The 17,770-nt window shown below is 65.0% G+C and carries 15 protein-coding genes; 5 read left to right on the top strand and 10 right to left on the bottom strand.

Going from position 1 to position 17,770, the window contains the following annotated elements; genetic code table 11:
- Positions 1-18: 18 nt before the first annotated feature.
- The 4 genes from hpaD to AC1DJB_RS13825 all read right to left on the bottom strand — a co-directional run bounded on the left by hpaD (position 19) and on the right by AC1DJB_RS13825 (position 4,958).
- The gene (gene hpaD, locus AC1DJB_RS13840) at positions 19-1,107 is read right to left on the bottom strand and encodes a 3,4-dihydroxyphenylacetate 2,3-dioxygenase (protein WP_441433023.1); all 1,089 of its coding nucleotides are present in this window, start codon (positions 1,105-1,107) and stop codon (positions 19-21) included.
- Between the two features lie 147 nt (positions 1,108-1,254).
- The gene (gene hpaE, locus AC1DJB_RS13835) at positions 1,255-2,778 is read right to left on the bottom strand and encodes a 5-carboxymethyl-2-hydroxymuconate semialdehyde dehydrogenase (protein ID WP_284988934.1); all 1,524 of its coding nucleotides are present in this window, start codon (positions 2,776-2,778) and stop codon (positions 1,255-1,257) included.
- Between the two features lie 55 nt (positions 2,779-2,833).
- Complete coding sequence (locus tag AC1DJB_RS13830) at positions 2,834-3,508, bottom strand: GntR family transcriptional regulator (protein ID WP_441433022.1); 675 nt, start codon at positions 3,506-3,508, stop codon at positions 2,834-2,836.
- On the bottom strand, positions 3,501-4,958 hold the full coding sequence (locus tag AC1DJB_RS13825) for a fumarylacetoacetate hydrolase family protein (protein ID WP_441433021.1): 1,458 nt from the start codon (positions 4,956-4,958) through the stop codon (positions 3,501-3,503). The genes AC1DJB_RS13830 and AC1DJB_RS13825 overlap by 8 nt, the downstream gene beginning before the upstream one ends.
- A gap of 206 nt (positions 4,959-5,164) precedes the next feature.
- Between AC1DJB_RS13825 and AC1DJB_RS13820 the strand changes: the two genes are divergently transcribed.
- Both AC1DJB_RS13820 and AC1DJB_RS13815 read left to right on the top strand, forming a co-directional pair.
- Positions 5,165-7,081 (top strand): FAD-binding monooxygenase, encoded by a 1,917-nt coding sequence (locus tag AC1DJB_RS13820; protein WP_441433020.1) that lies wholly within the window; start codon positions 5,165-5,167, stop codon positions 7,079-7,081.
- Positions 7,082-7,155: 74 nt separating this feature from the next.
- Positions 7,156-7,860 (top strand): alpha/beta fold hydrolase, encoded by a 705-nt coding sequence (locus AC1DJB_RS13815; protein ID WP_284988930.1) that lies wholly within the window; start codon positions 7,156-7,158, stop codon positions 7,858-7,860.
- Here AC1DJB_RS13815 and AC1DJB_RS13810 read toward each other — a convergent pair whose 3' ends face one another.
- On the bottom strand, positions 7,861-8,802 hold the full coding sequence (locus AC1DJB_RS13810) for an NAD-dependent epimerase/dehydratase family protein (RefSeq protein ID WP_441433019.1): 942 nt from the start codon (positions 8,800-8,802) through the stop codon (positions 7,861-7,863).
- A 177-nt stretch (positions 8,803-8,979) separates the two neighbouring features.
- Here AC1DJB_RS13810 and AC1DJB_RS13805 point away from each other — a divergent pair, with 177 nt between their 5' ends.
- Both AC1DJB_RS13805 and AC1DJB_RS13800 read left to right on the top strand, forming a co-directional pair.
- A complete protein-coding gene (locus tag AC1DJB_RS13805; protein ID WP_441433018.1) occupies positions 8,980-10,134 on the top strand; it encodes a hypothetical protein in 1,155 nt (384 codons plus the stop codon).
- 62 nt (positions 10,135-10,196) lie between these two features.
- Positions 10,197-10,640, top strand: a complete 444-nt coding sequence (locus AC1DJB_RS13800; protein WP_441433017.1) for a hypothetical protein — start codon at positions 10,197-10,199, stop codon at positions 10,638-10,640.
- A gap of 71 nt (positions 10,641-10,711) precedes the next feature.
- Here the strand turns inward: AC1DJB_RS13800 and AC1DJB_RS13795 are convergent, their stop codons facing one another.
- The 3 genes from AC1DJB_RS13795 to AC1DJB_RS13785 form a co-directional block, all read right to left on the bottom strand.
- On the bottom strand, positions 10,712-11,026 hold the full coding sequence (locus AC1DJB_RS13795; protein WP_307053193.1) for a carboxymuconolactone decarboxylase family protein: 315 nt from the start codon (positions 11,024-11,026) through the stop codon (positions 10,712-10,714).
- Between the two features lie 247 nt (positions 11,027-11,273).
- Entirely contained in the window at positions 11,274-11,552 is a 279-nt protein-coding gene (locus AC1DJB_RS13790) for a hypothetical protein (protein WP_284988926.1), read from the bottom strand.
- A 183-nt stretch (positions 11,553-11,735) separates the two neighbouring features.
- Positions 11,736-12,167 carry a MarR family winged helix-turn-helix transcriptional regulator gene (locus AC1DJB_RS13785; RefSeq protein WP_284988925.1) on the bottom strand — a complete coding sequence of 144 codons (432 nt, stop codon included), beginning with the start codon at positions 12,165-12,167 and terminating at the stop codon, positions 11,736-11,738.
- Between the two features lie 100 nt (positions 12,168-12,267).
- On the opposite strand from AC1DJB_RS13785, the gene AC1DJB_RS13780 reads away from it, so the two are divergent.
- A complete protein-coding gene (locus AC1DJB_RS13780; RefSeq protein WP_441433016.1) occupies positions 12,268-14,154 on the top strand; it encodes an ABC transporter ATP-binding protein in 1,887 nt (628 codons plus the stop codon).
- Here AC1DJB_RS13780 and AC1DJB_RS13775 read toward each other — a convergent pair.
- Both AC1DJB_RS13775 and AC1DJB_RS13770 read right to left on the bottom strand, forming a co-directional pair.
- Positions 14,144-14,821 carry a response regulator gene (locus AC1DJB_RS13775; protein ID WP_284988923.1) on the bottom strand — a complete coding sequence of 226 codons (678 nt, stop codon included), beginning with the start codon at positions 14,819-14,821 and terminating at the stop codon, positions 14,144-14,146. The genes AC1DJB_RS13780 and AC1DJB_RS13775 overlap by 11 nt on opposite strands.
- Positions 14,818-17,466 (bottom strand): DUF4118 domain-containing protein, encoded by a 2,649-nt coding sequence (locus tag AC1DJB_RS13770; protein ID WP_306964576.1) that lies wholly within the window; start codon positions 17,464-17,466, stop codon positions 14,818-14,820. The genes AC1DJB_RS13775 and AC1DJB_RS13770 overlap by 4 nt, the downstream gene beginning before the upstream one ends.
- Between the last annotated feature and the right edge of the window lie 304 nt (positions 17,467-17,770).

The following is a 17,770-nucleotide window of genomic DNA, read 5'->3' as shown; positions in this document are numbered from 1 at the left end:
ACGTTGAGGGCCGCCGGCCTAGAGCTGCGAGCCGACCTTGAAGCCCTTCTTTTCCCCCGCGGGGCCGTCCTCGGGCTGGCGCGTGTACGAGAAGCCGTCGGCACCCACGGTGACCGCCATTTCGCTCTTTTCCTCGCGGACGGCGACCGGCTGCGGGTTGCCGTCCAGGTCCAGGACGAGGGAGGCCTCGGTGTACCAGGACGGGACCACGGGGTTGCCCCACCAGTCGCGGCGCTGGTTGTCGTGGACGTCCCAGGTGACCGTGGGGTTGTCCGGGTCACCGGTGTAGTAGTCCTGGGTGTAGATCTCGATGCGGTGCCCGTCCGGGTCCAGGATGTACAGGTAGAACGCGTTGGACACGCCGTGCCGGCCCGGGCCTCGTTCGATCCGGTCGCTGATGCGCAGGGCGCCCATCTTGTCGCAGATCTGGATGATGTTGTGCTTCTCGTGCGTGGAGAAGGCGATGTGGTGCAGGCGCGGGCCGTTGCCCCCGGTCAGGGCGGTGTCGTGCACGGTCTGCTTGCGGTGCATCCACGCGGCGTACGTGACGCCGTCGGAATCCTTGATGTCCTCGGACACGCGGAAGCCCAGGTCCTCCAGGTAGGCCCGGCCGCGGGGAACGTCCGGGGTGACCTGGTTGAAGTGGTCCAGGCGGACCAGCTCACCGGCGGAGTAGAGGTCGTAGCGCTGGGTGAGGCGTTCGACGTGCTCCACCTCGTAGAAGAACTCGTACGGGAAACCCAGCGGGTCCTCGACGCGGACGGAGTCGCCGACGCCCTTGGTGAAGCCGTCCTTGCGGCGCTCCACCCGGCAGCCCAATTCGCGGTAGTAGGCCTCGGCGGCGTCGACTTCGGCAGGGGACTTCACCCGGTACGCGAACGCTGCCGCGGCGGCGACGGGTCCCTTGCGCAGGACCAGGTTGTGGTGGATGAACTCCTCGAAGGAGCGCAGGTAGATGGTGTTCTCGTCTTCCTCGGTGACGTGCAGGCCGAGCAGGTCCACGTAGAACTCGCGGGACTTGGCGAGGTCCGTGACCACGAGTTCAAGGTAGGCGCAGCGGACGATATCCGGCGCCGGGACGGTGGGGGTCGGGACGAAGTTGCTCATGGGGTTCTCTCTTCTTTGAAAGGGTCTGTGGTGTTCGACGGCGGGATGCTCGCCTTTGGTGCCGGGTGCCGCCCAACTGACTCGCAGTAAGTGTCGTTTTGGAGCCCCATAACGACAACAAGTGCGAGGTAGTTGGGCTGGGCGGGGTCAGGCGCCGAACTTCGGGGTGTGCACAGCGCCGAGGGTGATGTGCACGGCTTGCTGGTCGGTGTAGAAATCGATGGAGCGGTAGCCGCCTTCGTGGCCCAGGCCCGAGGCCTTGACCCCGCCAAAGGGGGTGCGTAGGTCCCGGACGTTGTGGCTGTTGAGCCACACCATGCCAGCCTCGACGTTCTGCGCGAAGTTGTGCGCGCGGGTCAGGTTCTGGGTCCAGATGTAGGCCGCCAGGCCGTATTTGGTGTTGTTCGCCAGGGCGAGGGCTTCGTCGTCGTTCTCGAACGGGGTGATCGCGACGACAGGACCGAAGATCTCCTCCTGGAAGATCCGGGCGTCGGGCGCGACGTCGGCGAACACCGTCGGCGCGATGTAGTTGCTGTTGTTGAGCCCTGCGGGCAAGTCTTCCGGGCGTCCCCCGCCGGCGAGCAGCCGGCCTTCGGACTTGCCGATCTCCACGTACGAGGCGACCTTTTCGTAGTGCTCGGGGTGGACGAGTGCGCCGACCTGGGTCTTGGGGTCGTGCGGGTCGCCGACGACGATATTCTTCGCGCGGGCGGCGTACTTCTCGCAGAACTCGTCATAGATCGCGCGTTCGACGAGGATCCGCGAACCGGCGGTGCAGCGTTCTCCGTTGAGGGAGAAGACCCCGAATAGTGCCGAATCGATCGCGGCGTCCAGGTCGGCGTCGGCGAACACGACGCACGGGGACTTCCCGCCCAGCTCCATGGACAGGCCCTTGAGGTTGGCGGCGGCGTTGCGGAAGATCGTCTGGCCCGTGGTGGTCTCACCCGTGAAGGAGATCAGAGGCACGTCCGGGTGCTTGACGAGGGCGTCACCGGCTTCCTCGCCGAGCCCGTTGACCAAGTTGAACACGCCGTCGGGCAGGCCTGCGTCCTTGAAGATCTGCGCCCAGAGCGAGGCCGAGAGCGGGGTGAACTCGGCCGGCTTCAGGACCACGGTGTTGCCGGTGGCCAGGGCGGGGGCGAGTTTCCAGGACTCGAGCATGAACGGGGTGTTCCACGGCGTGATCAGGCCCGCGACGCCGATCGGCTTGCGGTTCACGTAGTTGATCTGGGAGCCCGGGACCTTCATGGCGTCGTCGAACTGGGCCACGATCAGGTCCGCGAAGAAGCGGAAGTTCTCCGCCGCACGCAACGCCTGGCCCTTGGCCTGGGTGATCGGCAGGCCGGTGTCGAAGGTCTCCAGTTCGGCGAGGCGCTCCTCCTGGGCTTCGACGGCGTCGGCGATCCTGTTCAGGACGCGGGCACGTTCGCGCGGCTTCATCTTCGGCCACGGGCCGTTCACGAAGGCTTCGCGGGCCGCGGCAACGGCGAGGTCGATGTCTTCCTTCTGCCCGGCCGCTGCGGTGGCGTAGTTGGTGTTGGAGACCGGGTCCAGGACGTCGAAGGTCTTCCCGCTGACCGAGTCAACGAATTCGCCGTTGATGAAGTGCTGGATGTGGGTGGGAAGGTCCTTCGGGACGTAATGGGTGGTTTCTGGTGCAGTGAACGTCATTGTTTTCTCCTTTGCTATTGGAACGCGGGGTCACTTACGGCCCATGTTGGGCCCTCTAATGGGCGCTAAGTGACCCCGCGTTGGTCTGTGCGAGGTATGCGTCGAGGGTGGCGCTGCGGTGGCGGCGGGCGGCTTGTTCGATGGTGTCGGCGTCGGCGTTGCTTTCGATGAGCTGAAGCAGCGCCTCGTGCTCTTTGACGGATTCCTGCGCACGGCCAGGGACGAAGCGGAATGTCGAGGCCCGGATCGAGGCCAGCCGGTTCCAACCCCGGTGCACGAGGTCCAGGATGTGCGGATTGGGGCAGTGTTCAAAGAGCACGCTGTGGAAATCCTGGTTCAGCGCCGTGAAGCGGACCGGATCGAAATGCTCCAGGCAGTCGCGCATCTCGGCATTGACCGCACGGGCCCGGGCAATGGCCACGGAGTCGATCAAAGGTGCAGACAGCGCTGTGGCCGCGCCCTCGATGATGCTCAGGGTCTGCATCGTGTACAGGTACTCGGTCGGATCGATCCCGGAGACCGTGGCGCCGACGTTGCGCTCGAACGTCACGAGCCCCTCGGCCTCCAGGCGGCGGATCGCCTCCCGGACCGGAACCACGCTCACGCCGAGGTCCTCGGCGATCTTGGCCAGCACCAGCCGGTATCCCGGCGTGTAGGTGCCCTCCACGATGCGCGCCTTCACGGCGGCATAGGCCTGCTCGGACTTGCTCCCGACGGCGGTTTCAGTCACCTTGGGCTCCTTCCCACTCCTGGTAACGGGCACGCCACTGGGCGTTCATCGGGTACAGACCGTCCACGCTGTTGCCCTGCTTGACCATCTCGAAGATGAAGGCCTCTTCCTTCTCCTGCGCGATGCACTCGTCCACCAGTTCGTCGGCGATGGCCGGCGGAATCACGAGGATCCCGTCCGAATCGGCCACGATGATGTCCCCGGGCTGGACCGTGGCCCCGCCGCAGGCGATGGTGATGTCCGTGTCCCACGGGATGTGCCGGCGGCCCAGGACGGCGGGGTGCGGGTTGGCGAAGTAGGTGGGCATGTCCAGCCCCGCCACCGCGGAATAGTCGCGCACGCCGCCGTCGGTGATGATCGCGGCGGCGCCGCGCATCTGGGCACGCAGCGCCAGGATGTCTCCGACGGTCCCGGTGCCTTTTTCGCCGCGGGCTTCCATGACCAGGATTTCGCCTTCGTTGACGGAGTCGATGGCGCGTTTCTGGGCGTTGAATCCTCCGCCGTGGGTCGTGAAGAGGTCCTCGCGGTTGGGGACATAGCGCAGCGTCCGGGCGAGCCCGACGACGCGGCGGTCCGGGCGGGTGGCCTGCAGGCCGTCGATGCTCACGTTGTTCAGCCCGCGCTTGCGCAACTGGCTGGACAACGTCGCGGTCGCCACGCTTTCGAGCTTCTTCTTCAGCTCCGGGGTCAGGACAGGCACGACGGCGGGAAGCCCCGCTGCTTCCCGAGAACCGTATGCTTCCTCCCGCTGCGTGTCGTCGGATTTGGGCCGAGCGCCGAAGTCCGCGAACGCCGTCGTACCTTCCGTCACGGTGGTGGCCAAGCGACCGCTGCTGAAGTCGCCAGCGGTGACTTCAACCTCGACGACGTCGCCGGGTTGGGCGACGGAAGCGCCGGCCGGGGTGCCGGTCAGGATGATGTCCCCGGTTTCGAGGGTGAGGAGCTGGGACAGATCGGCGACGAGGCGCGCGAAGGGGAACAGCAGGTCTTCGGTGGTGTCGTCCTGGACGAGTTCGCCGTTGTGCCAGGTGCGGATCCGCAGCCCGGAGGGGTCGACGTCGGCGGCCGGAATGAGCGCGGGGCCTACCGGGGTGAAGCCGTCGCCGCCCTTGGACCGGAGGTTGGAGCCCTTGTCCGCGTAGCGGAGGTCGTAGACGCCGAGGTCGTTGCTGGCCGTGACCCATTGGACGTGGCTCCAGGCGTCTTCCAGACCCACGCGGCGGGCGGGCGTGCCGATGACCAGCGCGATCTCGCCCTCGTAGCCGAGGAGTTCACAGCCAGCCGGACGCTCCACCGTTGAGCCGCTGAGTGCCAGGGAGGACGACGGCTTCAGGAAGTACGACGGCTGCTCCGGCGTACGGCCGCGCTGGGCTGCCCGGCTGGGGTAGTTGATATGCACCGCGATGACCTTGCGGGCCGCGGCCAGGGTGTGGTCGGTGACCTGTTCCAAGTTTCACTCCTCATCGAGTACGAAATCGTATACGATAACTATGACCCTGGAGTTTCGGGACGTCAACCCCCTGCATCCCCGGACGGATCGTGAGGCCCTTGTAGCCCCCGTCACGCCTGCCGTACAGTATGAATCCAAACAAAGGTTCAAATAAAGAATTCACAGTTCTATAATTGAACAACCGCACAATGAAGTGAGGAAAGCCCATGCAGTTCCACCACCACGGTTATGTATCCGGCGACCCGCGTGTCCAGGCGGCCGCCGGCGTCGGCATCAACAGACCCACTGATCTTCCCGACGAGATCGACGTACTCATCGTCGGCAGCGGGCCCGCCGGCATGCTCGCCGCCGCGCAGTTGTCCCAGTTCCCGGGCGTCACAACCCGTATCGTGGAGCGTCGCCCCGGCAGGCTCGCGATCGGGCAGGCCGACGGAATCCAGGCCCGGAGCGTGGAGACATTCCAAGCCTTCGGATTCGCCGAGCGGATCATTGCCGAGGCGTACCGGATCACCGAGATGGCGTTCTGGAAGCCGGACCCGTCAGACCCTTCACTCATCATCCGTACCGCGCGGGCCCTCGACGATCCGACCGGGGATATCAGCGAATTCCCGCACCTGATCGTCAACCAGGCGCGCGTGCTGGACTACTTCGCCGAGTACATGGCGAACTCCCCCACCCGCATGACCCCCGACTACGGATACGAGTTCCGCGGCCTCGAGGTCACCAACGATGGCGACTACCCCGTCACCGTCACGCTCCTCCACACCGCCGGACCCAAGGAAGGCCAGGAGCGCATTGTCCGGGCCAAGTACGTCGTGGGCGCGGATGGGGCGCGGAGCAAGGTGCGCGAGTCGATCGGCTGCACCCTCGCCGGCGACCAGGCCAACCACGCGTGGGGCGTCATGGACGTCCTTGCCGTCACGGACTTCCCCGACATCCGCACGAAGTGCGCCATCCAGTCCGGCACGGGCGGCAGCATCCTCCTGATCCCGCGCGAAGGCGGCCATCTCTTCCGCATGTACGTCGACCTTGGCGAGGTGGATCGGAACGACAACCGCTCCGTGCGGAACACCACCATCGAGGAGATCATCTCCAAGGCCAACGACATCCTCCATCCCTACACGCTCGATGTGCGTAACGTCGCCTGGCACAGCGTGTACGAAGTGGGCCACCGCCTCACGGACAGGTTCGACGACGTCCTGCCGGACGAGCGCGGCACGCGCACACCGCGCGTGTTCATTGCCGGCGACGCATGCCACACCCACAGCGCGAAGGCCGGACAGGGAATGAACGTCTCCATGCAGGACGGCTTCAACCTGGCATGGAAGCTCGGACACGTACTCGAAGGCCGCAGCCCGGAGAGCCTCCTCTCCACGTACTCCGCCGAGCGCCAAGTCATTGCCAAGAACCTCATCGACTTCGACAAAGAGTGGTCCACGCTCATGGCGAAGAAGCCCGAGGAATTTGAGGACCCCACCGAGCTGGAGAACTTCTACGTGAGCACCGCAGAGTTCCCTGCCGGCTTCATGACCCATTACGCTCCCTCGCCGCTGATCGCCGAGCCAACACATCAAGGCCTGGCCACGGGATTCACGATCGGTAAGCGTTTCAAGTCCGCGCCCGTGGTGCGCGTCTGCGATACCAACCCGCTACAGCTCGGCCACCAGGCCAAGGCTGACGGACGGTGGCGCATCTACGTCTTCGCGGACGCTGCGGGTGCGGGAACGGCACAGGGGGGAGCGTCCGCCGTCGCCGACTTTGCCGAGTGGATCGCGAACTCGCCGGACTCGCCGCTGGCCGCAACGCCGTCGGGCGCTGACCGGGACGCGTGGTTCGACGTGAAGGTGATCTACCAGCAGGAGCACACGAGCGTCGACATCGGAGCGGTGCCGGAAGCATTCAAGCCGGAGGTCGGACCGTTCAAGCTCACCTACCTTGAGAACGTCTACGGCACCGATCCTTCGGCAGACATCTTCGAGCTGCGTGGCCTCGACCGCGACGGCGTCGTGGTGGTGGTGCGGCCGGACCAGTACGTGGCGAACGTCTTGCCCTTGACCGCGACGGCGGAACTGGCCGCGTTCTTCGCGCCCCTCCTTCGATCGGGACGGACCGCAGCGGTCTGAGCTGTTGGCGCGTTCCGGCGTGCGGGACCAACGCAAGGGTTCATTCTGTCGGTGGCCCGTCGTAGGGTACCGGCATGGACATCATCATGGTTCCCGGATTCTGGTTGGACGCTTCTTCGTGGTCGGAGGTCACGCCGCCGCTCGTTGCTGCGGGCCACACGGTCCACCCGCTCACGCTGCCTGGGCTGGAGGCAATTGACGCCCCGAGGTCCGGTATCGGCCTCAGGGATCACATCGAGGCAGTAGTGGCAGCCGTCGACGCCGTTGGCAGTCCTGTTGTACTGGTCGGCCACTCCGGTGGAGGTGCCATCATCCACGGAGCCGTCGACGCCCGCCCGGACCGGGTGGTCCGGGCGGTCTACGTGGACAGCGGACCGCTTGGCGAGGGCGGCGTCATCAACGACGAACTGCCTGTCGAGGGCGATGCCGTGCCCTTGCCGCCATGGGAGCTGTTCGAAAACGAGGACCTCGTGGACCTCAACGAGGAGCTGCGGGCCGCGTTCCGGGCACGCGCCATCCCGGAGCCAAAGAACGTGACCACAGATAAGCAGCGCTTGCACGATGTGCGCCGCTACGACGTCCCCGCCACCATCATCGCGTGCGAGTTCCCCTCCAGCCTGCTCGGCGAGTGGATCGAGTCCGGCCACCCCTTCGTAGCTGAGCTCGCGCGCATCAACGACGTGGAATTCATGGATCTGCCCACCGGACACTGGCCCCAGTTCACGAAGCCCCATGAACTCGGCGAGGCCATCCTTGCGGCGGTTGAGCGGACGGGTTAGTCACCGCACCGAATGGCTCGTTTCGGGCTTGCGGTAGCTGTCCACAGTGACCTCCAGTGCTTGGTCCCACGATGTTGCCTTAACACCCAGCATCTTCCGCGTCTCCTCGGAGTCGATCACGAAGGGCATCGTGAATTGGTAGCTGGAAGCTGAGATCTCGCGCATGATCGGAATGACGGTGCCGAGGGCTTTAAGTGACCACTGCGGGATCGGGGCCACCCGGCCATTCACGCCCCAACGCTCATTCACCTGCCGCGCGATTTCCGAGCGCGGGACGGATGCACTCGGCACATGCCAGGCCCGTCCCCATTCGCCCGGGTGGTCTGCGGCCGCGATAAGTGTCGCGGCGATATCGGGCAGGAAGCTCCAACTGTGCTCCAGTGCGGGGTCCCCCACGACACGCGCCGTTTTGGAGGCCAGGAGTGGTTGAAAAAAGCCGCCGCCAAGATGCGTCGACATCCCCGCCGCCCCAGGACCGAAGTAGTCGCTCGCCCGAACCTCCACGGCCCGGATTTCACCGCGTTCGTGCGCGGCAAGGACTTTCTCCCAACCCGCTTTGCGCACGAGGCCCTTCTTCTCGGTGGTGGCGAGCTGTGAATGCTCGGTCATCGGACCGTCCGGCGGGCCGTACGCATAGAGGTTGCCCATGAGCACAAGACCGGCCCCGGAGTCACGCGCCGACTTGATCACGGCGTCGAAGATCGGAGGCCAATCGGCTACCCAATTGGTGTAGGGCGGATTGGTGCAAACGAAGATCGTGTCGGCTCCACGCGCAGCCCGTGTCACGTCGGCCGGGTTGCTCGCGTCCAGTTTCACGGGAGTCGCCCCGGGGACCGTAGTGCCGCTGCGCGTGCCGAGAGTTACCTGGTCTCCACGGGCGGAGAGCTGCCTCGCGAGCGTCCCGCCTACGAGTCCGGCGCCGAGGATAAGATGGCGTGCCACGATGGTTACTCCCTAACTCTCCGGCGATGCTTTGCTAGTGACGTCGCACCGAAGTACGGCGCAGCCGCTTACCCTTGACAAGATCCGAGGGTGGAATGAATGATACGAGCCTCATCAGCTTTGTACCTACCGATGGTCAATAGCTGAATTGGTGTCTAATAATGTCGAAAGAGCACATTGACTGTATTCGTGTGGGCATGTTTTTCAGTCGGGTTGCTTGCGTTGCTCCTGAACTGGATGAGCGTGATCGGAACGCTGATCGTGCCACGCCCGCTGCACAGCAACCTTTCACGGATGACCCATTTGGTCACTGCGAAAATCTTCTTTGTCATCACTAAGCCCGTCTCCTCGTACGAAGTACGTGATCGGATCCTTGCCTGGCAGTCCCCCATGGCGCTGTTCGTCCGGCTGCTGGTTTGGGTGATCGTGTTCGACTTGTCGTTCAGTCTCCTGCTTCTTCCCTTCGTCGACGGTGACCTCTGGCAAGCCGCAAGCGAGGCTGGCTCCGCGATGTTCACTCTTGGCTACGCTGCTCCATCGAATGTCGGCAACACCGTGTTGGTTTACGTCGCCGCCTATACCGGGTTGATCGTGATCGCTCTGCAGATCGGTTATCTGCCAACGCTGTATGCAGCTTTCAACAGGCGGGAGGCGGAGGTGACCCTCCTCGTATCGAGGGCAGGCTCACCCTCATGGGGACCCGAGCTTCTGGTGCGCACACGGTTTGGGATGGCCGCCCAAACCAGCACCAGCGAGCTCAGCGAGCTTTACCAAAGGTGGGAGCGATGGGCCGCGGATGTCGCCGAATCACACAGCACCTACCTGACGCTGGTATGGTTCCGTTCGCCTTCACCGCAATCGAACTGGCTCAACTCCCTCCTCAGCGTCATGGACGCGGCCGCGTTGCAGCTTTCCCTGAGTCCGGGGTCCGCCCCGAGCACCCGGGCTCGGCTGGTCATTCGGATGGGATTCACCTGCCTGAACCAAGTGGCCCGGGCCATCCGGATCCCGGTCGACGAAGACCCCGATCCCGATTCCGAACTCGATGTGACCTTTGAAGACTTTCAAGCGGCCGTGGAACTCATGCGGACCGTCGATTACCCGATTGAGGTAACGGCGGAGCAAGCATGGCCACATTTCAGGGGCTGGCGCGTCAACTACGAAAGGGTCGCATACGCCCTTGCCTACGCGATCGATGCCCCTCCATCAATGTGGAGCGGCCCGCGACGCTTCGCATCCGAACCGATCATGCCGCACAGGCCGAAGAACCGCACTTCCAAGGACGTCAAGCCGGACGATCCGCAAATGATTGCCCAGAGGAAGACACGGTGACAGCAAGGTGCAAGGATGGCAACGCACATGACGGTTGAACTGCATCGAAGAGGAGAAGCACCATGCCCATGATCGACGTGTACGCCACCGCAGGGACTTTCGCAGACAAACACCAGCTCGCGATTGACCTGGCGTCGACGGTGATGCGTGTGGAGCAGGTGCCGGATATCCCGATGTTCCGCAAGAACACGGCGGCATTCATCCATGAATTCCCGGCGGGGGATCTGTCGAATGTCGACGGCGACAGCAATTACGTGCGCGTCCAGGTGCTCACGAACGCGGGCGCGCTGAACCGCGAAAAGCAGCTCGCCGTTGTCGAACGACTCACCGCGCTCGTCGCGACGGCGGCCGCGGACCCGACGCTGCCTGATCGAACCTGGGTCCTGCTCACGGAAGCGCCCGACGGCGGCTGGGGCCTCAACGGCCACGCCAACACTAACGAGGAACTCATCGCAGCCGCGCGTGCACAGATTGCCTCACTCCAGGGGCACACCCCGCAGGCCTGACTTCCGGCAGCAAACCGGGCTAGGGGCGCCAAGCGCCCCTGACGCGGACTTGGCTACTCGCGCGGACTTGGCTACTCGGCAAACACCTGCTTGGCGACCGCCATGGCGGACATCGCCTTGGGCCAGCCCGCATAGAACGCCAGGTGCGTAATAGCCTCGCTCAATTCAGTTTCGCTGAGTCCGTTTGCCTTCGCGAGACGCAGGTGGCCAAAAAGCTGTTCAGTGCTGCCGCTTGTCACGAGACAGGCAACAGTAATGAGGCTCCGGTCCCGCTTGGCCAATTCGGGGCGCTCCCAGACGTCAGCGAAGAGAACGTCGTCGGTGAGTGAGGCAAGTTTGGGCGAGATGTCTCCGACGAGTTGCTGGGCACGGGATGGTTCGGTCATGGGGTTCTCCTTGTTAGTGAAAGCTTGTCGACTTGCTTTCAATCCTAGGAATGGCCACCGGAATGAGGCAGGGTCCGCTATTACCTGTTTCCCGATGAACTCCGCGGGCCGGGGTTAGAGCGGCGGATATCTTCTGAGGCCTACCACTCCGCCTGCGGCGATGAGGGTTCCGCCGAAGGCCAACAGGATTCCAGCCACTGAAACGCTTGGAGCAATGGGATGGTCACTCTGGGCGGGGGCGCCCGGGTCAATCCGGGTAGCGGTCGCCGCAGAGGTTGAATTTTGCGTCGAGGGGCTCGGGCTGGAAACGATCGGCGAAGGCACTGTAGCTGTGGTTGCCGCCGGTGGCGCGGCCTGAGTTGGGTCCGCCCGCACGGTCACCGCCGTCGAAGGCGTTGAAGCGCCACCGGACGGAACCGCGACGCCGGGATCCGGCTGGGGTTGCGGTTGTACAGGCGGGATAGCCGTGGCCGACGGAGTGGGTTTTTCCGATGGCCGGGGAGATGGGGAGTTGGCGGGAGAGCACATGCCAACCACCCCCAGAAGCCCTTGCGAATCGCAGTTTGCGGCCCCCGCTCTCTCTGCTGGCGCAAGTGCGATCAGGCACAACGCGAAAGGGAGCGCGACGAGGGCAACTGGAACCTTCCGGCGAGTCATGGCTTCGACTCTACCTACTCTGCGGCAACTTGGCAGGCGGGCGGCGTTCGCTTCAGTCCCCGAGCTGACCCAGAATCCGGGCCAATTCGGCGCGATCTTCTGCGCTGAGCCGGGCAAAGTACTCGGAAGACTTGCCACGCCTTTCAGCGCTGATCTTCGCAAAGAGTTGCTGCCCGTCCCTGGTGGCGGCGACGAGGGTGGCGCGCCGGTCCGTGGGGTCCGGATCGCGGCGGACGAGGCCTTTGACCTCGAGCTGGTCCACCACTTCCGTGGCCGATCGTGGCGCAATGCGCAGCCGTTCCGCCAAGTCTTTCAGCCGAATCGGGTCCCCTGGCGCCGGGCGCATAAGAGTCATGAGCGCCCGCCATTGGTGCGGCGTCAGCTCCCACGGAGACAGCTGCTCGGCCCAGGTCCGGCGCAGCCCCCGGAAGGCGGCATGGAAGAGATCGCCAAGGTCGGCAGAATCTGAGGGCTGTGACTGCATTCTGTCAGTCTAGCAATTTGACCTGTAGCCACATAGTGAGGTAACCTCTGTATTAGTAGGCGCGATTCCCGCGCCCCGCTCGCCACTGGAGGTGGTGCTTATGACGGAGAACATCCTCACCCAAAATCCCCATCGACCGGGCGTCGGAGCCCGAAGTCCCGGCCGCGGCCCCGCCCGCCTCAATCCCGCGGACCGTACCCAGTTGAAACAGCACCCCGTGAGCCTCAAACGGATCGCCGGGCTGTTCACCCCGCACAAGGCGACCATCGCCGTCGTCGTGCTTCTCATCAGCGCTTCAAGCATCATCGGCCTGGCGCAGCCGTTCCTGGTCCGCCACATCATCGACGTCGCGCTGCCCGGCAAGGATCTGCCACTGCTCGCGTGGCTGGCCGCCGGATTGATCGCCGTGGCCGCCGCAACCGCGCTGATTGGCGTGCTGCAGACGTGGATGACCACGGGCATGGGCCAGAAGATCATGCACACCTTGCGCACGCGCCTGTTCACCCACTTGCAAAAGCAATCGCTCGGATTCTTTACCCGGACCCGCAGTGGCGAGGTGCAGTCGCGGTTGAACAACGACATTTCCGGCCTGCAGCAAGTCATCACCTCCACCGCGACCGGTGTTGCGTCCAACCTGACCACGGCCATTGCCACCGCCATCGCCATGGTGGCCATTTCGCCCGGGCTCTCGCTCTTGTCCCTGATAGTGATACCGCCGGCTGTTTGGTTCACGCGCCGGGTGGCCCTGCTCCGGCGCAACATCACGTCAACGCTGCAAAGCGAGCTGGCCACCATGAACACCCAGGTCGAGGAAGGGCTGTCAGTCTCCGGCGTCAGGCTCTCCAAAACCCTCGGAACCACCAAGCGCGACGCCCACCGCTACACGGAAAGCTCCAAAAGGCTGATCGGCCTGGAGATGCGCTCCCAGTTGGCCGGCCGCTGGCGCATGTCCACCATGGGCATAATCTTCTCGGCCATTCCGGCCCTGATCTACCTCGCCGCCGGACTGCCCGTCACCAGCGGCGGCATGACCATCGGCACGCTCGTGGCGTTCACCGCGCTGCAAGGCGCCATCTTCCGCCCGGTCATGAGCTTGCTGGATCTCGGCGTCCAATGGGTCACCGCAATGGCCCTGTTCAGCCGCATCTTTGAGTACCTGGACTTGGCTCCCGAGATCACTCCCCCGGCGCGGCCCGTCCCGCTGGACCCGGCCGCAGTGCGCGGCGAGGTCCGCTTTGAGGGCGTCCGTTTCGCGTACGACGGCGGCACGGACGTTCTGCTCGACGTCGACCTCACGCTTCCGGCCGGCACCAGCACCGCAATCGTGGGCCTCACGGGCTCCGGCAAATCGACGCTGGGCTCGCTGGTCCCGCGCCTGCATGACGCCACCGCCGGGCGGATCACCATTGACGGCGTCGACGTGCGCGACATCGCCCCTGAGGACCTGACGAAAATCGTTGGCGTGGTGTCCCAGGAGACGTACTTGATTCACGACACCGTCCGGGAAAACCTGCTGCTGGCTGCACCCGGCGCGGACGACGCAGTGCTGTGGAGCGCGCTGGCCTCGGCACAGATCGCGGACCTGATCGCAAGCTTGCCCGACGGCCTGGACACCATGGTCGGCGCCCGGGGCCACCGCTTCTCCGGAGGAGAACAGCAGCGCTTGGCGATTGCCCGAACCATCCTGCGCAATCCGAAAGTGCTGGTCCTCGACGAAGCTACCTCCGCCCTGGACAACGCAACCGAGGCTCATGTCCAGGCGGCGCTCGACCGGCTGGCCGTCGGCCGGACTACGCTCACCATCGCCCACAGGCTCTCCACCGTGGAGAAAGCCGATCAGCTCGCAGTGCTCTCGCGCGGTGCCATCGTGGAGTTCGGAACGCCCGGAAACCTTCGCGATTCAGGCGGCGCGTATGCGCGGCTTGTCGAGGCCGGGGAGACTGTCGGGTTTGCCGGTCATGCTGCCGCAGCAAGGCTCACGGCATGAACCGGTACCCGATCCCTACCTCGGTGATCAGATGGCGCGGGTTCCCGGGCTCCGGTTCCAGTTTCCGGCGGAGCTGGGCCATGTACACGCGCAGGTAATTGGCCTCCTTGGCGTAGGCCGGGCCCCACACCTCGCTGAGGAGCTGCTGTTGGGTGATCAGCTTCTCGGGATTGCGCACGAAAAGATCCAGGATCCTCCACTCCGTCGGCGTGAGGCGGACGTCTTCGCCGTCGCGCGTCACGCGTCTCATGGCAAGGTCCGCAGTGAACGATTCAGTGACCAGCACGGGCGCTTCTTCGCCCGGGTCAGAGGTGCGCCGCAGGATCGCCCGGAGGCGCGCGAGCAGCTCGTCGAGCCCGAACGGTTTGGTGATGTAGTCGTCCGCGCCGGCGTCCAAGGCTTCCACCTTGTCGTCCGAGCCGTGACGCGCGGAGAGGACCAGGATGGGTACGCTACTCCACTCACGCAAGCGGGTGATGACTGTGGTTCCGTCGATGTCTGGCAGCCCCAGGTCGAGGATCAAGACGCCAACCGGGTGCTGGGCGGCAGAGCGCAAGGCCGATTCGCCGTCGGACGCTGTGGCCACAGTGTAACCGTGGGCTTGGAGCGTAATCCGCAAGGCCTTGACGATGTGGGGATCGTCGTCCACAACCAGGACGTGGCTCATCCCGCCTCCCCGGAGGCGCTATCCGGACTGCCCGACGGCGGCATGTGGCGGTGCTGCAAAAGAACGGATTGCGCCTCCAAGGGAGCTTGCGCCTCCTCGTGCGGGATCGCGACCCCTGTGGATAGCGGAAGCCGGATGACCATGGTCAGGCCGCCGCCCGGAGTCTCTTCCGCGGTGAGCGTGCCTCCCATCGCCTCCGTGAATCCCTTGGCCACGGCGAGCCCCAAGCCAACCCCGGTGGTGGAAGGGACGTCGTTGAGCCGTTGGAACGGCTGGAACATCCTGACGACGCTTTCGGCGGGGACTCCTTGGCCGTGGTCGATGATGCGCAGTTCTCCGGACGGCCTCCCGTCCAGGGTGGACGAGCTGAAGCCACCAGCGGCTCCCACCAGCACAACATCGGAATCCGGAGCGTACTTGATGGCATTCTCCACGATGTTTGCGATAACGCGTTCCAGCATCCCGGCGTCGGCGTCGATCTCCGGCATGTTCCCGGGCAGGTCGACGCGCACCCGCCCCGGCGGCATGCCGTGGAGGGCCGTGGGGATCACTTCGTACCAGCGCACCGGGCGAATGAGGGCGTTCACCGAGTCCGAGGTAATGCGGGACATGTCCAGGAGGTTCCCCACGAGGACGTCGAGCCTGTCCGAGCATTCCTCGATGGTTGCCAGCAGTTCCTGTTCCTCCTCCGGTGTGTAGTGGACGTTGCTTTGCCGCAAGCCGCCGACGGCCAATTTGATCCCGGCCAGCGGAGTCCGCAAGTCGTGGGAGACCGCGCGCAGGATGGAGGTTCGCATGGTGTTGCTTTCGGCCAAGCGCCTGACTTCACGTCGGCTTGCCGCCAATTGCCGCCGCTCGAGCTGGGCCGAAAGGTGCGCGCCGAAGGCGCTGAGTAGGCGGCGGTCGCTGGCTGGCAGGATGCGGCCGGACAGGACCAGGCGGGTTCCGGCGTCGATCTGTTCGGTGTTTTCGCCGCCGTCGGCAGGGAGGGGTGCGGCCTCTCCGGCCTTGGCGACGAGGCGCCAGCCGCCCGCCGTCCCGCCGCCCGGGCCCGCCGTGCCAGCCCTGTACAACGCAGCCCCGCGCATCTGGAATACGTCCAACGCTTGCTTCAAAAGTCCTTCGACGGTGTCCTCGGCGCTCGATGCCCCGCGCGTGAGGTCACCCAGGGTGGTGGCCTCGGCACGGGCACGGGCGGCTTCCTTGGAGCGCCTGGCCGAGACGTCCACCACGGCCGCAACAGCGGCTGAAACGCCCACGAAAACCAGCAACGCGATGATGTTCTCGGGGTCGCTGATGGTCAGGGTCCCCACGGGCGGTATGGAGAAGAAGTTCACCAACAGGCTGCTCCACAAGGCACCGAGCAGAGCGGGCCACAACCCGCCCACCAGGGCGACGGCAACCGAGCCCGTCAACTGGAGGAGCACCGCCGTCGTGATGTTGTGGGAAGGACTCGCCGCCAGCAGGAGCTGCAAAAGAACCGGCAGGACCACCGCCATAGCAAACCCGACGACCACCCTTGTGCGGCCAAGGTCCCGCTGCCGTGGACGGTCCACGCCCCGGCCGCCCAAGGGATGCGAAACCATGTGCACGTCAATATCGCCGGAGTCACGCACCACCCGGTTGCCGATCCCCCGCCCGGTCAGCCTGGCGACGAGGCTCCGACGCCGGGAAATCCCGACGACGATCTGCGTCGCGTTCACGCTGCGGGCAAAGTCAAGCAAGGCCTTCGCCGGGTCCTCCCCTGCCACCGTGTGGTAGCTGCCACCCAAGTCCCGGACCAACAGGCGCTGGGCTTCCAGCGCCTGCGGAGATTCCGAGGCCACACCATCAGCGGCGCGGACGTGCACGGCGAGCAGGTCGCCGCCATTGACGCGCTTGAGGATCCGGGCGGCCCGGCGGACAAGGACCTCCCCTTCCGGCCCGCCTGTGAGGCCGATGACGATGCGTTCGCGGGCGGGCCAGCTCGCCTCGATCCCCTGTTCCGAACGGTACTTCGCGAGCCCTTCGTCCACGCGGTCGGCCAGCCACAGCAGCGCCAGTTCCCGTAATGCCGTCAGGTTGCCCATCCGGAAATAGTTGGACAGGGCAGCGTCGATCTTGTCCGCCGAATAGATCTTGCCGTCGCCCAGCCGTTGCCGCAACAGCTCCGGTGAGATGTCCACAAGATGGATTTGATCGGCACGCCGCACGACGTCGTCGGGCACTGTCTCCGCCTGCCGGACGTCGGTGATGGCACTCACGACGTCACCAAGGGAAGCCAGGTGCTGCACGTTGACGGTGGAGAGGACGTTGATGCCGGCGTCGAGCAGTTCCTCGACGTCTTGCCAGCGCTTTGCGTTGCGGCTTCCGGGGATGTTCGAGTGGGCGTATTCGTCGACGACGGCGATGCGCGGCTTGCGTGCCAAGACCGCGTCGACGTCCATCTCTTCAAAGCTGGTGTCCCGGTACGCAATCGTGTGCGGCGGGATGACTTCCAATCCGTCCATCAAGGCACGGGTGTCGCTGCGCCCATGGTCCATGGCGAAGGCCACCACCACGTCTTCACCGCGGCCGCGCAGCCGGTGAGCCTCCTCAAGCATGGCGTAGGTCTTCCCTACTCCCGGGGCTGCCCCGAGGAAAATGCGCAACGTTGCCCGTGCCATGTGGTCATTCTTTCACTTGTTTAACGCGTCGGTTGCCCGCAAGAAAGCCAGCCTTTTTGACCGGCGCGTCTGCCCGCCGGGGAACTTTCGGAGCGGTAGTCTCACGATCAGCAATACATGTGCCTCGGGGGATGGTTCTCTTTACGGCTGCGTCACCGCGGCCACTGTCCTTGCCGACCGTGGCTTCGGTTTGAGCGTGGCGGTAAAGGAGAAAGCAATTACTGGCATACAAGATAGCCCCAGGATGTCCACCGGGCGCGCACGCCTTCAATTCCCCCGTACACAGCGCCTCCATCGATTCGGA

Source organism: Arthrobacter sp. 01T428 (assembly GCF_056398685.1).
Note: the sequence above shows the minus strand (reverse complement) of the source record. Positions and strands in the feature narration are given on the sequence as shown.

What these genes read in the sequence shown, in the direction of transcription:
- hpaD (WP_441433023.1), bottom strand. Translation starts at nt 1,107, where the DNA reads ATGAGCAACTTCGTCCCGACCCCCACCGTCCCGGCGCCGGATATCGTC.
- hpaE (WP_284988934.1), bottom strand. Translation starts at nt 2,778, where the DNA reads ATGACGTTCACTGCACCAGAAACCACCCATTACGTCCCGAAGGACCTT.
- AC1DJB_RS13820 (WP_441433020.1), top strand. Translation starts at nt 5,165, where the DNA reads ATGCAGTTCCACCACCACGGTTATGTATCCGGCGACCCGCGTGTCCAG.
- AC1DJB_RS13815 (WP_284988930.1), top strand. Translation starts at nt 7,156, where the DNA reads ATGGACATCATCATGGTTCCCGGATTCTGGTTGGACGCTTCTTCGTGG.
- AC1DJB_RS13800 (WP_441433017.1), top strand. Translation starts at nt 10,197, where the DNA reads ATGCCCATGATCGACGTGTACGCCACCGCAGGGACTTTCGCAGACAAA.
- AC1DJB_RS13795 (WP_307053193.1), bottom strand. Translation starts at nt 11,026, where the DNA reads ATGACCGAACCATCCCGTGCCCAGCAACTCGTCGGAGACATCTCGCCC.
- AC1DJB_RS13785 (WP_284988925.1), bottom strand. Translation starts at nt 12,167, where the DNA reads ATGCAGTCACAGCCCTCAGATTCTGCCGACCTTGGCGATCTCTTCCAT.
- AC1DJB_RS13780 (WP_441433016.1), top strand. Translation starts at nt 12,268, where the DNA reads ATGACGGAGAACATCCTCACCCAAAATCCCCATCGACCGGGCGTCGGA.
- AC1DJB_RS13775 (WP_284988923.1), bottom strand. Translation starts at nt 14,821, where the DNA reads ATGAGCCACGTCCTGGTTGTGGACGACGATCCCCACATCGTCAAGGCC.
- AC1DJB_RS13770 (WP_306964576.1), bottom strand. Translation starts at nt 17,466, where the DNA reads ATGGCACGGGCAACGTTGCGCATTTTCCTCGGGGCAGCCCCGGGAGTA.